Consider the following 14,692-nt stretch of genomic DNA (forward strand, 5'->3'; position numbering starts at 1 on the left):
TGCTGATCGGGCACACCGCGATCACCGCCGGTTCTTCGGGTCGATGGCCTCGCGCATCGCCTCACCGAACAGGGTGAAGCCGAGCGCGACCACGATGATCGCCAACGCCGGGTAGTAGGCCAGTTCCGGGCGTACCTCGAAGTAGCGCACACCGGCGTCGCCGAGCATCGCGCCCCACTCGGCCCGGTCCCGATCGGGGTCGCCGAGGCCGAGGAACGAAAGCGACGCGGCCTCGATGATCGCGACGGAGAGCGTCAGCGTCGCCTGCACGATCACCGCGGTCATGGCGTTGGGCAGCATGTGCCGCAGCACGATGCTGCGCTGCTTGACGCCCAACGCCCGCGCGGCCAGCACGTGGTCGCTCTCCCGCTGGGCGAGCATCGAGCCGCGCAGCAGCCGGGCGAAGATCGGCACGTTGACGATGGCCACCGCCATGATGACCGTCCACTGGCTCGACTTGCTGGCCAGGGCGACCAGGGTGATCGCCAGCAGCAGGGCGGGCAGGGCCAGCATCACGTCGGTGATCCGCATGAGGATGTTGTCCACCCAACCGCCGACGGCGCCGGCGATCGCACCGAACAGCACGCCGATGGCGAGCCCGATGAGGGTGGCGAGGACGCCGACGAAGAGGGTCTGCCGGCTGCCGTAGACCAGGCGGGACAGCAGGTCCCGGCCCAGCTCGTCCGAACCGAGGGGGAAGCCGTCCATGGGCCCGGCGATGTTGTTGGGCGTAAGGACGTCAGTCAGCTCGTCGAAGCGCTGCACCGGGTCGTGCGGGGCGATCAACGGCGCGAAGATCGCCACCAACACGAAGAGCGCGATGATGGTGGCGCCCACGATGGCGGCCGGGTTGCGGCGCAGCCGACGAAACGCGTCGCGGAGCAGGCTCACGCCGCCGGGGGCGGCGGTGGACTGGGCCAGTTCGTCGAGGCGGGCCTTCTTGCGGTCACTGAGACGGGTGCGGCCCGCGTCGGACGCCTGCTCCTTGTCGCTACGGGGAGCAGGGATGCCGGCCTGCGTGTTTGGTTCGGTCATCGCACACGCACCCTGGGGTCGATGAAGGCGTAGGAGAGGTCCACCAGGAGATTGACCACCACGAAGACCAGCGCGGACAGCAGGATCAGCGCCTGGAGGATCGGGTAGTCGCGGCTGCCGGTGATCGAGTCGGTGATCAGCGTGCCGAGACCACCCCAGTTGTAGACCTTCTCGGTGAGGACCGCGCCGGACAGCAGCGCGCCGGTCTGGAGACCGATGGTGGTGACCACCGGCAGGAGCGCGTTTCGCAGGATGTGCCGGCCACGGACGGTGCGGTTCCGCAGGCCCTTGGCTTCCGCCGTGCGTACGTAGTCCTCGTTGAGCACGTCCAGCACGCTGGCCCGGGTCATCCGGACGATGACCGCCAGCGGGATCGTGGCGAGCGTGAACGCCGGGAGGATCAGGTGCCAGAGCGCGTCGGCGGTGGCGTCGAACTCCCGGGTGAGCAGGCTGTCCAGGACGAAGAAGCCGGTGATGTTGGTGTTGTCCAACCCGATGCTGACCCGGCCGGACGGCGGGAACCAGTGGATGTTCTGGGTGAAGACGTCCTTGAGCAGATAGCCCAGGAAGAAGATCGGGATCGAGACGCCGAGCAGCGTGCCCACCACCGTCAGGTGGTCGAGGATCCGGCCGCGCCAGCGGGCGGCGAGATAACCCAGTGGGACGCCCAGCCCGACCGCGATGAGCATCGCCGTGAGGGCGAGCTCCACGGTGGCCGGGAAGGCCCGGCCGATGACCTCGGTGACCGGGTCACCGGTACGGATCGAGTTGCCGAGGTCACCGGTGAGGATCCGCTGCATGAACTTGCCGTACTGCACGAGGATCGGCTGGTCGTAACCGAGCGCCTTGGTCAGCAGAGCCCTGGTCTCGGGGGTCGCCCGTTCACCGAGCAGCGCGTCGACCGGGCCGCCGGGCAGGTTCCGCAACCAGACGAAGATCAGCGCCGACAGGGCTATCAGCGTCACCACCAGCTGTAGCAGGCGGCGGACTATGACTCGCAACATCTCTCACACACCAGACTCTCGATGGTCGCGGAATCGGCCCGGGCGGGGGAAACCCCCAACCCGGGCCGATTCCGCCTACGGCATCAGCCGATTGACGTCACTTCTTGACGCTGACGGTGTTGAACCGCTCGTCGGTCAGCGGGCTGGCCTTCAGGCCCTCGACGTCCTTGGTGACGACGATCGCCGGCGGCGCGTGCCAGACCGGCACGGCCGGCAGCCACTTGGCCGCGATGTCCCGGTTGACCTGCTCCCAGGCGGCCTTCTTGCCGGCGTCGTCGACGGTGCCGTCGGCCTTGGCGATGGCGTCGAACATCTCGGTCATGCCCTGGTCGCCGAACTCGGCCTTGCCCCGGCCGAAGAAGGTGCCGACGAAGTTGCCCGGGTCGTTGTAGTCACCGGTCCAGCCGAGGATGTGCAGGTCCTGCTTGCCGAACGTCTGCACGTCGTCCTTGAAGCCGCCGTTCCACGGGCGAGGAACGCCGTTGACCTTGATCCCCACGGCCTGGAGGTCGTTGGCGAGGATCGTGAAGATCTCCTGCGGGTTCGGCATGTACGGCCGGGAGACGTCCGGCGGGTAGTAGAAGTTCAGCGTCAGACCCTCGGCGCCGGCCTCCTTGAGGAGCTGCTTGGCCTTGTCCGGGTTGTACTCGTACTTCTGCACGTCCGGGGCGTAGCCGAGCACGGTGTCCGGCATGAACTCGTCGGCGACCTTGGCGCCGGTCGGGCCCTTGGTCTGCGCGAGCTGCTGGCGGTTGAGCGCGTAGGCGATCGCCTGCCGCACCCGCAGGTCCTTGAGCTTCGGGTTCTTCTGGTTGATGCCCAGGTAGAGGATGTTGAACGCAGGGCGGGCGATGACCTGGAAGCCCTCGTCGCCGAGCGCCTTGGTGTCGGCCGGGGCCGGGAAGTCGATGCCCTGGACGGTACCGGCACGCAGCTCCTGCTTGCGGGTGTTCTCGTCCTTGATGATCTTGATGATCATCTTGTCGACCTTGGCCTTGTCACCGAAGTAGTCCGGGTTCCGGTTGAGCGTGATCTCGCCCTTGGTCTTGTCCCAGCCACCGAAGGTGAACGGGCCGGTACCGACCGGGTGCTCGTTGGCGAAGGCGCTGTACTCGAACGAGTCGCCGTTCTGCTTCACCGTGTTGGCGTCGTACTTCTTCAGCGCCTCGGGGCTCGCGATCGAAAGCGAGGTCAGCGCGAAGGCGCCCGGGAAGGCACCCTTGTACTTCTTGAGCGAGAGGACGGCGGTTCCGTCGTCCTTGGCCTCGCACTTGTCGTAGATCGACTCGCCGGCGCCCTCGGCCTCGTTCTTGGCGAAGCCGCCGAAGACGTCCATGTAATAGATCATGTTCGCCTGGGCCGCGGCGCCCTGCATGTTGTACCAGCGGTCGAAGTTGTAGCAGACCGCCGCCGCGTTGAAGGGGGTGCCGTCGTGGAACTTCACGCCCTGCCGCAGCTTGAAGGTCCAGACCTTGCCCGTCGGGTCGTGCTCCCAGCTCTCGGCCAGGCCACCGGTCAGCTCAGCCGTGCCCGGCTTGTGGCTCACCAGGGTGTCGAACATCTGCCGGACCGGCCGGAACGACTCGCCGTCGTCGTTGAAGATCGGATCGAAGTTCTTCGGGTCACCGGCACCCGCGAAGATGAAGGTGCCGCCAGTCTTGGCCTCGCCACTGTCGCCGTCGCGCTCGCTCTCCGCGCAGCCGGCCGCGCCGACCGCCAGAGCGGCAACGGCCGCGATGGCCATGGCCGTTTTAAGCCTTCTCGCCTGCATCTCTCACCTCTGTCATGCGCATGACCACGCCGAGCTGTGGCTCGGTCCGTGTGCGGGAGGCTATGACATGTAACACCGGAAGCGGAACGGCCGTCAGGCAATCGCTACCAACCCGACACCTTGCGCAGACGTCTAACAGTCATCGGCAGGACGAACGCATCGAGCGACACATCGACCGCGTTGCTCTGGGACGCGACGAGGCCACCGTCGGCCACCGGATGACGCGGGCCACAGACGGCATCCGGAGCGGTCGATCAGGAAACGGGCGGTGGGCAGACCTCCAACCGCTCGACGTCCGCACCGGCCCGGGCCGCGCCCAGGTCGTGGAACGTCACACGGTGGCACGCGTCGACGCTGACCCTGCCGAACATCGTGCCGTAGGGGGCGGAACCGTACACGGTCACCACCAGGTCAGGTGCCCGGCGGACTTCCCGCACCTCGACCTGGGTGCTCTCCGCGACCACCGCCAGGCGTTCGTCGGTTGGCGTCGGGTCGTCGGTGGCGACCACGGCGTCGCCGAACGACCGGGCGTTCCGGATCACGGTGGCGTCGGCCGCGGCCTCACTCGCGCGACTCTTCGCCGCGAGTCTCCGGCTCCCCACCTCGATCGTCACAAGGACGCCGGCGAAGGCCAACGCCAGCACGGCCGTCAGCACCGCCGGAGCCCAGGACCGCTTTTCCGAACGCCGCGTCGCCACACGCCACCTCCCCAGGTACGCCGATGGGCCCGCGCTCATCGCGCGGACCCAGTCAGTTGTAGCCCACCGGTGACGATCTGTGGGGGTCAGACAGCCCGGCGACCCTCGAAGGCACGACCCAGGGTGATCTCGTCGGCGTACTCGAGGTCGCCGCCGACCGGCAGACCGCTGGCCAGCCGGGTCACCGCGATCCCCATCGGCTTCACCATCAGCGCCAGGTAGGTGGCGGTCGCCTCGCCCTCGGTGTTGGGGTCGGTGGCGAGGATCAGCTCCCGCACCGCGCCGCCGCTCAACCGGGTCAACAGCTCCCGGATGCGCAGATTGTCCGGGCCGATCCCTTCCAGCGGATTGATCGCTCCACCCAGCACGTGGTAGCGGCCCCGGAACTCACCGGTCCGCTCGATGGCCACCACGTCCTTCGGCTCCTCCACCACGCACAGCACCTCGTCGGTGCGGCGCGGGTCGCGGCAGATCCGGCACTGCTCGGACTCGGCCACGTTGTAACAGGTCGTGCAGAAGCGCACCAGCTCCTTGACCTTGCGCAGCGCGCCGGCCAGCCGGTTCACGTCGGCGGGATCGGCCGAGAGGACGTGGAACGCGATCCGCTGGGCGCTCTTCGGGCCCACGCCCGGCAGTCGCCCCAGCTCGTCGATCAGATCCTGGATGGCGCCTTCGTACATCTGCCGGCTCAGAAACCGGGCAGGCCGAGGCCGCCCATGCCGCCGGTGACCGGGCCCATCTTGCGCTCGGTCAGCTCACGCGCCGCCTCGGCGGCGTTGTGCACGGCCGCCACCACCAGGTCTTCCAGCGTCTCCACATCGTCCGGGTCGACGGCCTTAGGGTCGATCTTGACGGCCTTCAGCTCGCCGGCACCGGACACGGTCGCGGTGACCAGCCCGCCGCCGGCCGTGCCGGTCAGCTCGGCCTCGGCCAGCTCGGCCTGAGCGACGGCGATCTGCTGCTGCATCTTCTGCGCCTGCTTCAGCATCTGCTGCATGTTCGGCTGTCCACCTGGGCGCACGGATGGCTCCTTCTCGCACTCGTCTGCTCGGCCGCCGACCAGCCTAGCCGCTGGGACCGACGTCGCCGTGCCCGGTGCGTCCGCCCACGCCGGGAGCGCCACGGCTGGCAGATCCGGTCGTCGGCGATGAGCCGGGCTGGGGAGATCGAGCCGCCGACCTCACCACCCGGCTCGGCGGACCGACCCGGTATCAGCGACATCGCGTGCCCCACCCGGCGGGTACGCGGTGGCTGGTCAGAACCGATCGAGCTGCGCGCGGACCAGCGACTCGACGATCGGCACCGACCCCGCCGAGCCGCCCGCCGCGCTGGCGATCACGATGAGCTGGTCGCGCCCGGCGACCGCCCACACGCCGGGCCGTTCGGCACCGATGAAGACCGTCGACCCCGGGACGCTGGCCAACTCGGCCAACTCCCCGGGAGTGACCTGCTGGAGGTCGGCATAGGAACGCCGGAACTGGTTGGCCGACTCGGTCGAGTTGAACTCGAGCAGGGTGATCGAGATCGAGGTGCCGTCCGGTTGTGTCCAGGCCGATCCGGCCACGTGGACGACGTCGGCGTCCGCCTGCTCGGCGAGCAGGAAGGTCCGCTCCCGGGAGAGCGGCAGCACCCGGCCCAGGTCGACCTGGTCGTCGCCCGCGGCGGGCGCGACGGTCGTCGAGCCGACCGGTGCCGCCACCACCAGGGTGTCGAGCGCATCGAGCTGCTGCTCCTGCGCCGATCCGATCGCGTGCCAGGTGACGGTGACCAGGAGGCCGGCCACACCGAGAACCGCCACCACCCCGACGATCGGTGCCGGACGCCGCCACCACGGGGCCATCGTTCGGACGTTCGGGCGTGATCCCTGCCAGACGAAGGGTGTCGACTCCGGCACCGCCGGCGGGATCGTCGCGGCCCGTTCGTCGTCAAGCGTGGCGTCCGCAGCCGGACTCGCGGCGTCCACTGCCGGAACCGCGGCGGGGGCCGGCAGCTCCGGCAGCGTGGTGACGGCGCGCACGAGCAGCACCACCCCCACCAGGCCGAGCCACACGCCACCGAGGAGGGTCGTGCTGGGGCGGTCCTCCAATGGGAAGCCGCTGACGTCGATGGCTGCCGTGGCGGGCAGGAGGGTGCCGATTCCCAGCACCATGCCGAGCAGCATGGCCGCCAGCCGCAGACCGAACCGCCACGGCGGGCGCACCCAGGCCACCACCGGCAGCGCCAGCAGGGCCACCCATCCGACGCACAGCGGTTGCCAGTAGCCGGGTAGCTCGGTCAGCGCGAAGGTCCGCACCTCGGTCGAGGGCGGACTACCGATCAGTTGGTCAAGCGTGGTCAGACCCGGACGCACGGAGACCCATGGCACGGTCCATGCCTGAACCAGGACGAACAGACCGACGACGGTAGCCACCGCGGACTTGACGCGACGACTGCCGGTATCGGCCGCCCCCTCTCCGGCAGAGGTGATCTTCACGGCGCACATCCTGACAGCACAGGTACGGCTACCACTACCCCGAACCGGCCGTCTGCCGGTAGTGCGCCGCTACCCGCCGTACTGGTCTGCTCGACGTATGAATCTCAACCGCAGTGGCCGCGTCGCCGCGCTCTGCTGGGCGGTGGCCGCGCCGATCTTCCTCGTGGCCAGTCTGATCACCGGCCTGCGGTGGCGCGAGCCGACCTACAGTTGGGCCACCCACAACATCAGCGACCTCGGCAACGTGCACTGCGGGATCTGGGACACCACCCGTCCCCGTCTGGTCTGCTCGCCCTGGCATCCACTGATGAACGCGGCGATGCTGGCCACCGCCGTACTGCTCGCCACCGGACTGCTGCTGACCTGGCGACTGTTCGGCCGGGGCACGGTGGTGCGCTCGGCGCAGATCCTCCTGCTGCTGGCCGCCGGTGGGTACGCCCTCGCCGCGCGCTATCCGGCCGACGTCGACGAGAACCGACACGTGCTGGGCGCGTTCCTGATCATGGGTGTGGGCAACGTCGGCCTCCTGCTCGCCGGTTTCGCGCCCGACTCCACGGTGCTCGGCCGATGGCGACGACTCTCCCTCGCCGCCGGGCTCACCGCGTTGATCGGGACCGTCCTGTTCGTCGCCCAGCAGGGCACCGGCATCGGGGTGGGCGGCATGGAACGCGTCGCCGTACTGCCCTTCCCGCTGTGGGCCTGCTGCCTCGGCGTCCTGCTGGGCGAAGCGCCCGCTACCGAGCATCCACCTCGTCGATCTTCTCAGCGCCGAAGGTCTCCCGCAGCAGCCGTACCGCCTGCTCCTCGCTCGACTCCCGGGCCGTCTTCTCGTCGATGACCTCGTCCAACGGCTCGTCGCCCGGGTCGAACCCCTCGTAGGTGGGTTTCGCCGCCGGGGCCGCGCCGCCCGGCCGTCCGCCGCGCAACGGTCCGTCGTAGTCCGGGTCGTAGGGAGGTTCGCCCGCCCATTCCGCGTCCGCGGTGGGCCGGCTCGCCGATGGGGTACGCGCACCGCGCCCCGCCGCCGCCGCGCGAGCCGCGGCGATGGCGCTGCTCACCGGTGCGCCACCGGCTGACGCCGGCTGCCGGGTCGCCGGTGTCGGGTTGTCCCGCCCGCCCGGCTTACCGCCACCGGCCAGCGCGCCTGGGCCACCCGCAACACCGGGTCCGCCGCCGTTGGCGATACTGCCGTTCGTCCTTGCACCGTTCGTGCCGGTCGATGCGGGGTCGCCCGACGTGGCGTCGGAGCGTGCGGTGCCTTCGGCTGACGCGCCGCCGGGGCGGGCAGCCTCCGGCCAGGCCTCGTCATCGGCCGCCTCGGCGGCCGGCGCTCCGCCGCCGGGGAGCGCTGCCTCCGGCCAGTCGTCCTCCAGGCCGGCGGCGGTCGAGGTCGGCACGGCCGGTGGGGTGCTCGTCGGGCCCGAAGCGGCAGCCGCAGCGGGCACCGCACTCGGACGGGATGCCGCAGGCGGCGCACTCGACGGGCCGGAAAGGGCAGCCACAGTCGGCGCGGCGCTCTGGCCGGGCTCGACGGGCGGCGCGCTCGTCGGACTGGCGGCGGCCGCGTTCGGTGTGGCGGGTCGGGTCGGCGCGGCCGCCTGGGGACGCGGGCCGGACAGCGACGCGGCACCCCGCTCGCCGGCCACCTCGCAGCGGATCTGCCAGCGCCCGCCCAACTCCTCGTAGAGCGCGTCGGTGAGCACCGCCGCGTGGTCGGCCATCATCTTGGCCAGCACGGAGGACTTCACGGTCAGGACCAGCATGTCGCCGTCGAGTTCGCGGACCACCGCGTCGCGCATCAGGGCGGCGATCCGCTTGTTGGTCCGGTTGACCTTGCCGACCACGTCGGGCCAGACCCGCCGCACCGCTACCGCGTCCAGTGGCGGGGCCGGCGTACCGGGGCGGGGCGGAGCGGGCGTCGCCGGGTCGGGCAGTACAGCCGACGGCGGTACCGCGCGACGCGGGGTCGAGCCGGTGCCCGGTCCGGCGGGCGACACGGGCGCGGCCGTCGGGGCGGCGGCCGACGCGCCGGGCGACACCGGAATCGGGGAGTCCGCTCCCGAGGGCGCGTGCACACCTCGGCTGCCCGAGGCGACATCGGCCGAGCCAGCAGCGCCACCGGCACCCGAGGCGGCATCCGGCCTGCCAGCAGCGCCACCGGCCGCCGAGGTGGCATCTGCCGAGCCAGCGATTCCGGCGGCCGAGCCGGCGGCGGTAGCGGTCGGGGCGGCCGAGCCGGCGGCGGTCGGGGCGGTGGAAGCCGAGGCAGCTGCGGTTCGCGGAGCCGGGGACGCCGTCGGGTCGACATCCCACGGCGGGGCGGACGTCGGGGCGGCGGCGGGTGTGGGGGCTGCGGCAGCCGGGACCGGAGGGGCGTGCTGTGGGCGTACCCCTGGGGTGGTGGCCGGCGCGGACCCGGCGGGGTCGGCGCCACCCAGGGTGAGGCGGCGTTCCATCCGTTCGAGGCGCTGGAGCAGGCCGCCGGTGGAGTCGTCCACGCCGGGCAGCAGCATCCGGGCGCAGATCAACTCAAGCAGTAGGCGGGGTGCGGTGGTGCCGCGCATCTCGACCAGGCCGTCATGCACGATGTCGGCGCAGCGGGAGAGCGTGGCCGAGCCGAGTTGCGAAGCCTGGGCGGCCATCCGCTCGATCTGGTCGCCCGGGCCGTCGATCAGACCCTTCGCTGCGGCGTCCGGCACCTGCTGGATCACGATCAGGTCGCGGAGCCGTTCCAGCAGGTCGGAGGCGAACCGGCGCATGTCGTGCCCGGCCTCGGCGACCCGGTCGACGGTGGCGTAGGCGGCGGCACCGTCACCGGCGGCCAGCGCGTCGCACATCTCGTCGATCAGCGCGGAGTCGGTGACCCCGAGCAGGGAGACGGCCCGGGCGTAGCTGACGCCCTCCGGGCCGGCGCCGGCGATGAGCTGGTCGAGCACGGAGAGGCTGTCCCGCATGCTGCCGCCACCGGCGCGCACCACGAGCGGGAAGACCGCCGGCTCGACGGTGACGCCCTCGGCCTGGGTGAGCTGCTCCAGGTACGGGCGGACCACCTTCGGCGGGAACAGCCGGAACGGGTAGTGGTGGGTGCGCGACCGGATCGTGCCGAGGACCTTCTCCGGCTCGGTGGTGGCGAAGATGAACTTGACGTACTCCGGGGGCTCCTCGACCAGCTTGAGCAGGGCGTTGAAGCCCTGGGTCGAGACCATGTGCGCCTCGTCGATGATGTAGATCTTGAAGCGGCTGCTGGCCGGCGCGAAGAAGGCGCGTTCGCGCAGCTCGCGGGCGTCGTCGACACCACCGTGGCTGGCCGCGTCGATCTCGATCACGTCGATGGAGCCGGTGCCGTCGGCGGCCAGCGAGCGGCAGGACGCACACTTGCCGCACGGTTCGGGGGTGGGGCCCTGCTCACAGTTGAGCGAGCGGGCCATGATCCGGGCGCTGGTGGTCTTGCCGCAGCCGCGCGGGCCGGAGAAGAGGTAGGCGTGGTTGAGCCGGCCGCTACGCAGCGCCTGCGACAACGGCTCGGTGACGTGCTCCTGCCCGATGACCTCGGCGAAGGTACGTGGCCGGTACTTGCGGTACAGCGCCAGCGTCACTCGTCCCGCCTCCTCTCGACCGAGCCATTCTGCGCCGGTCGGGCGCGGGTGACCACCCACCCCGCCGGGTCGCCTGGACCGTCGCGCTTGATCGACTCGGCTTCTTGGAAACCGGGGTGTCCGCGCGCCTCTGACAGCCCGACATCATGCACGTCGGTGTGGATCAAGGCCCCGGGAACGAAAAGGCCTCCCGTGCACCCGGCAGAGCTCGCTTATCCTTGCTGCCTTCCGGCCCTGGGGAGGTTCACGAGATACCGCCGCACGGGAGGTGACGCCAACCCTACCCGACGGCTCGTCGATCTTCGGGGGGTGGTGGGGTGTCCCGGTCGACGGCGGCCTGTATCCTGGCTCGCGGAGGATTCGCCTAGAGGCCTAGGGCGCACGCTTGGAAAGCGTGTTGGGTTTACACCCTCACGAGTTCGAATCTCGTATCCTCCGCTCGCGGAGCATGATCGACGCCCGGCAGACCGATAACAGGTCGGCCGGGCGTTGTCGTTGTGGTCTCATCGATGCCATGGCTGACTCGACCTGGCAGTGGGACGAGACGTTGTACGCCGGCAGCGCCCGGCACTACAGCATCGGCCGGTGGCCGTACCCGCCCGAAGTCGCCGAGGCCATCGGCACGGCGCTCGACCTGGACGGCACCGGCCGGCTCCTGGACGTGGGCTGCGGTCCCGGTTCGTTGACGCTGCTGCTCGCGCCCCTGTTCGAGGCGGCGGTCGGGGTGGACGCCGACCGGGACATGCTCACCGAGGCGCGACGCCTGGCCAGCGAGGCCGAGGTGACCAACGTCGAATGGCGACACCTGCGGGCCGAGGAACTGCCCGCCGACCTGGGTACGTTCCGGGTCGCCACGTTCGCCCAGTCGTACCACTGGATGGATCGGCCGCTGGTGGCCCGCCGGGTCCGCGACATGCTCGCGCCCGACGGGGCCTGGGTTCACGTCGGCGCCACCACCCACCAGGGCATGGCCGACGACGACCCACTGCCGTACCCCCGTCCGCCCTGGCCGCGGATCAACGAACTGGTCGCGCGCTACCTGGGGCCGGTCCGCCGGGCCGGACAGGGCTCGCTGCCCACCGGCACCCCCAGTGGCGAGGCGGAGATCATGCTCGCCGCCGGCTTCTCCGGCCCCACCCGACTGACCGTCGAGCAGGGGATGGTCGTGCAGCGGTCGGTGGACGAGCTGACGTCGGCGGTGTTCTCACTGTCCAGTTCGACGCCGCACCTGTTCGGCGATCGGCTGCCCGCCTTCGAGGCGGACCTGCGCGAGCTGTTGACGACGGCGGCGCGGGACGGCTTCTTCGCCGAGCGCCGGCGCGACGTGAGCATCGCCATTTGGCGACCCTGACGCCGCCGCACTCGGCCGGTCAGCTCCCGCACAGTCCCAGACCCGCAGTGCAGCCCAGAACGCTCACCCTCGGGCGCGGGTCCAGGCCAGGAAGCGGTCGGTGAGCCGGGCCGGATCGACGTCCCGGAGGTGTTCGCTGGCCTCGCTCAGCAGTGTCGCGAGGTAGATCGTCAGCGCGACCCGATCGCCCCGGTACTCGCCGAGTAGCCGGAGCTTCGCCGCTGAGCAGGGCCAGGCGATACCGCAGGCCTGGCATCGCCAGGTGGGTCGGGTCGGCAGGTGGTTCCGGTGGCGACGGCGCGGCATGGGTGGACCTCCTTCCCTGGTGGAAGGGGTCACCCCGCCTCCGCGTCGGGGCGACCCCGGGACTGACGCCGACCGCCGGGCTGCTGCGCCTCCACCGGCCACGCCGTCTTCTGTGGACCACAGTGCGGCGCGTCACCGGGCACCTACAGGGCGTAGCTATATGGTTCTCAGATATTCGAGACATCCGATGGAGGGGCCGTGAACGACGCGTTGCGGGTAGCACTGAACGACACCGGGCACACCACCGAATCCCTCGCCGAGAACGTCGGCGTCGACCCGAAGACCGTCGCGCGCTGGTTGACCGAGGGGCGCATCCCGCATCCTCGGCACCGCCTGGCGGCAGCGGAAGCCCTCCACAAGAACGTGTCGGACATCTGGCCGGACACTGCGAGACGTCGTGACCCCATTTGGTTCCGTCCCTGGCAGGAAATCGAGCGCGAGGCGGTGTCCCTGCGGTCATACGAATCGACGGTCCTGCCGGGGCTGCTGCAGACCGAGGCGTACGCCCGCGCGGTCCTCGCCGGCGCGGGCCTGATCCCCCGGAGCGAGGTCGAGCGGCACCTCGCCGTTCGACTCAACCGGCAGGGTGTGCTCAAGCGGGACGACCCGCCGCAGCTCACGGCGGTCATCGACGAGGCGATCCTGCGCCGGCCGGTGGGCGGCCGGTCGACCATGCGCGAGCAGATGCTGGCCCTCGTCGCGGCCTGCGCCGAGCCGCACATCCGGGTGCACGTCGTGCCGGCCTCGGTCGGCGCGTACGCCGGACTGAACGGGCCGTTCGTGATCGCGCACAGCCACGATCATCGGGTCGCCGGCTACCTGGACAACCAGCTTCAGGGACAAGTGGCTAGCGACCCCGACGACATCGCGGCCATGATGGCGGCATGGGAGAACGTGCGCGGCGAGGCGCTGTCGCACTCACAGTCGGTCGAGCTGATGACGGAAGTGGCGGAATCATGGAGTTGAATGGCGCGCGGTGGCGCAAGAGCACCCGCAGCAGCGGCAACGGCGGCAATTGTGTCGAAGTCGCCGACAACCTGCCCGGCGTGGTCGGCGTGCGGGATTCCAAGGACCCGACCGGTCCGGCGCTCGCCTTCACGCCGACGGCCTGGCGCGCGTTCCTGGTCGATCTCGGCGACCGCGCCTGAGTCCCCGACCACGCACCCGCCGGGCCGCCCGGTTCCGCAGCGCCGCGTACCGTGCCAGGCACGGACGGCGGCGAGGACGACCGTCGTACACATGTTCTATCCACAGGTTGTGGACGACGGCGGGGGTGTGATGGCGTACCAGCTCAGCGCGGTGGTCGCGGACGCGGACCTGCTCCGCGAGCACACCGCCGAGCTGGACCACGCCGTCCTCGGTGAGCTGCGTCAGGATTTCGCGCTGCTGCCGGTCACCCCGCAGTTGGTGGCCGAGCTGACCGGATCGCTACCGGACTACGTGGCGGACGACCGCAGCGCCGAGCAGCCGTTCGACCTCGTGTTGTCGCCGCCGCTGGTCGAGTTGCTGGCCGTGTGGTCACGTTCGGGGCCGGTGGCGTACCTGGAGGCGGAGTTCGGCGGCGGCGTCGGCCGCCAGTCGGCCGTGGTGTGGCTCGGCGGGGCGCTGTCCTGGGGCCCGCGCTTCGACGACGTGCTGGAAGCCCCACGGGAGGAGTGGCCGATCAATGCGGCACTCGTCCGACTCGGCGTCGAGCGTGGGGCATGGATCGATCCGTTCGCCGAGCTGGGGTTGCATCTGGAACGCAACACCGCCGGGTGGCTGGCGCACGGGCGGCGTCGACTCAGCGCCGACCACTGGGACGATCTGATCGAACAGTGGGAAAACCAGTAATCCGTCGGCGGGCAGCAACCTGAACGGCCCAGCCCCGTTGGGGACTGGGGGATTCCATGAAATTGCGACAATTCACGTTTATTGCCATGCTGCTGACTGCCGCCTCGATCGCGGGCAGCGGTGCGCCGTCCGCTGGGCCGATGCCCGCGAACCGGCCCGCCGGCGTAGTCGAGATCATCGACCTGAACGGCCTGCGCGACATCGAGTTCGGTGACACCGAGGCCGAGCTGACCCGCCGGGGCGTCCTGCGTACCGACCTGGACGCCTGCGGACCGGTCCTCGCCGGCCACGACACGGCCAGTCCCGTCTTCGTCGAGGACAAACTGGTGCTGCTGTGGGTCGGCGACCCGATGCGGACACCGGAGGGCATCACGGCCGGCTCACCGGTCGAGGAGGTCTGGGACCGCTACCCGTCGGTCACCCGGCTGCCCGCTCCACAGGGGACACACCGGCTCGACGGGCTGCTCGCCCGCAGCGGCGACCGCGCGTACCTGTTCCTGCACGACGGGCGCACGGTCCGAAAAACCATCGCCGGGTACGCCGAGTGGGCGCGCCGCCTCTTCGACGAGGGCGCCGGCCCCTGCTGACCCGCCTCGGCACGGCGGGCGGCCGGTCCACGTTCGGA

The 14,692-nt window shown here is 70.6% G+C and carries 15 protein-coding genes, 1 tRNA gene and 1 other RNA gene; 7 read left to right on the forward strand and 10 right to left on the reverse strand.

Annotated elements, in window-relative coordinates:
- Positions 1-21 precede the first annotated feature (21 nt).
- From AB0B55_RS19745 to AB0B55_RS19775, 7 genes are all read right to left on the reverse strand, one after another.
- Positions 22-1,035 (reverse strand): ABC transporter permease, encoded by a 1,014-nt coding sequence (locus AB0B55_RS19745; protein ID WP_357132899.1) that lies wholly within the window; start codon positions 1,033-1,035, stop codon positions 22-24.
- On the reverse strand, positions 1,032-2,039 hold the full coding sequence (locus AB0B55_RS19750; RefSeq protein WP_357132901.1) for an ABC transporter permease: 1,008 nt from the start codon (positions 2,037-2,039) through the stop codon (positions 1,032-1,034). The genes AB0B55_RS19745 and AB0B55_RS19750 overlap by 4 nt, the downstream gene beginning before the upstream one ends.
- Before the next feature lie 97 nt (positions 2,040-2,136).
- Positions 2,137-3,810: an ABC transporter substrate-binding protein gene (locus tag AB0B55_RS19755; RefSeq protein WP_357132903.1), complete on the reverse strand. Its 1,674-nt coding sequence runs from the start codon at positions 3,808-3,810 to the stop codon at positions 2,137-2,139.
- A 254-nt stretch (positions 3,811-4,064) separates the two neighbouring features.
- On the reverse strand, positions 4,065-4,508 hold the full coding sequence (locus AB0B55_RS19760; RefSeq protein WP_357172699.1) for a hypothetical protein: 444 nt from the start codon (positions 4,506-4,508) through the stop codon (positions 4,065-4,067).
- 86 nt (positions 4,509-4,594) lie between these two features.
- Positions 4,595-5,188 carry a recombination mediator RecR gene (recR, locus tag AB0B55_RS19765; RefSeq protein WP_355052561.1) on the reverse strand — a complete coding sequence of 198 codons (594 nt, stop codon included), beginning with the start codon at positions 5,186-5,188 and terminating at the stop codon, positions 4,595-4,597.
- Between the two features lie 8 nt (positions 5,189-5,196).
- Entirely contained in the window at positions 5,197-5,505 is a 309-nt protein-coding gene (locus AB0B55_RS19770) for a YbaB/EbfC family nucleoid-associated protein (RefSeq protein ID WP_357132973.1), read from the reverse strand.
- A gap of 258 nt (positions 5,506-5,763) precedes the next feature.
- A complete protein-coding gene (locus AB0B55_RS19775; RefSeq protein ID WP_357172702.1) occupies positions 5,764-6,981 on the reverse strand; it encodes a hypothetical protein in 1,218 nt (405 codons plus the stop codon).
- 97 nt (positions 6,982-7,078) lie between these two features.
- Here AB0B55_RS19775 and AB0B55_RS19780 point away from each other — a divergent pair, with 97 nt between their 5' ends.
- The gene (locus AB0B55_RS19780; RefSeq protein WP_357132909.1) at positions 7,079-7,819 is read left to right on the forward strand and encodes a DUF998 domain-containing protein; all 741 of its coding nucleotides are present in this window, start codon (positions 7,079-7,081) and stop codon (positions 7,817-7,819) included.
- Here the strand turns inward: AB0B55_RS19780 and AB0B55_RS19785 are convergent.
- A complete protein-coding gene (locus AB0B55_RS19785; RefSeq protein WP_357172705.1) occupies positions 7,716-10,577 on the reverse strand; it encodes a DNA polymerase III subunit gamma and tau in 2,862 nt (953 codons plus the stop codon). The two genes, AB0B55_RS19780 and AB0B55_RS19785, sit on opposite strands and share 104 nt — an antisense overlap.
- Before the next feature lie 181 nt (positions 10,578-10,758).
- An RNA gene (gene ffs / locus AB0B55_RS19790) (signal recognition particle sRNA small type) lies at positions 10,759-10,848 on the reverse strand.
- Between the two features lie 82 nt (positions 10,849-10,930).
- On the opposite strand from ffs, the gene AB0B55_RS19795 reads away from it, so the two are divergent.
- Together AB0B55_RS19795 and AB0B55_RS19800 are read left to right on the forward strand one after the other, a co-directional pair.
- Positions 10,931-11,015, forward strand: a tRNA-Ser gene (locus AB0B55_RS19795).
- A 76-nt stretch (positions 11,016-11,091) separates the two neighbouring features.
- The gene (locus AB0B55_RS19800) at positions 11,092-11,928 is read left to right on the forward strand and encodes a class I SAM-dependent methyltransferase (RefSeq protein ID WP_357172707.1); all 837 of its coding nucleotides are present in this window, start codon (positions 11,092-11,094) and stop codon (positions 11,926-11,928) included.
- A 63-nt stretch (positions 11,929-11,991) separates the two neighbouring features.
- Here the strand turns inward: AB0B55_RS19800 and AB0B55_RS19805 are convergent, their stop codons facing one another.
- Complete coding sequence (locus AB0B55_RS19805) at positions 11,992-12,234, reverse strand: flavin reductase (protein ID WP_357132914.1); 243 nt, start codon at positions 12,232-12,234, stop codon at positions 11,992-11,994.
- A gap of 198 nt (positions 12,235-12,432) precedes the next feature.
- Between AB0B55_RS19805 and AB0B55_RS19810 the strand changes: the two genes are divergently transcribed.
- The 4 genes from AB0B55_RS19810 to AB0B55_RS19825 all read left to right on the forward strand — a co-directional run bounded on the left by AB0B55_RS19810 (position 12,433) and on the right by AB0B55_RS19825 (position 14,654).
- Entirely contained in the window at positions 12,433-13,200 is a 768-nt protein-coding gene (locus tag AB0B55_RS19810; protein WP_357172710.1) for a helix-turn-helix transcriptional regulator, read from the forward strand.
- The gene (locus AB0B55_RS19815; protein ID WP_357172713.1) at positions 13,191-13,382 is read left to right on the forward strand and encodes a DUF397 domain-containing protein; all 192 of its coding nucleotides are present in this window, start codon (positions 13,191-13,193) and stop codon (positions 13,380-13,382) included. Before AB0B55_RS19810 ends, AB0B55_RS19815 begins: the two co-directional genes overlap by 10 nt.
- 130 nt (positions 13,383-13,512) lie before the next feature.
- Positions 13,513-14,067: a hypothetical protein gene (locus tag AB0B55_RS19820; RefSeq protein ID WP_357172786.1), complete on the forward strand. Its 555-nt coding sequence runs from the start codon at positions 13,513-13,515 to the stop codon at positions 14,065-14,067.
- Positions 14,068-14,159: 92 nt separating this feature from the next.
- Positions 14,160-14,654: a hypothetical protein gene (locus AB0B55_RS19825; RefSeq protein ID WP_357132977.1), complete on the forward strand. Its 495-nt coding sequence runs from the start codon at positions 14,160-14,162 to the stop codon at positions 14,652-14,654.
- The last annotated feature ends 38 nt before the right edge of the window (positions 14,655-14,692 follow it).

It is taken from the genome of Micromonospora sp. NPDC049107 (assembly GCF_040648595.1).
In the GTDB taxonomy this organism is placed as follows: Bacteria; Actinomycetota; Actinomycetes; order Mycobacteriales; family Micromonosporaceae; genus Micromonospora.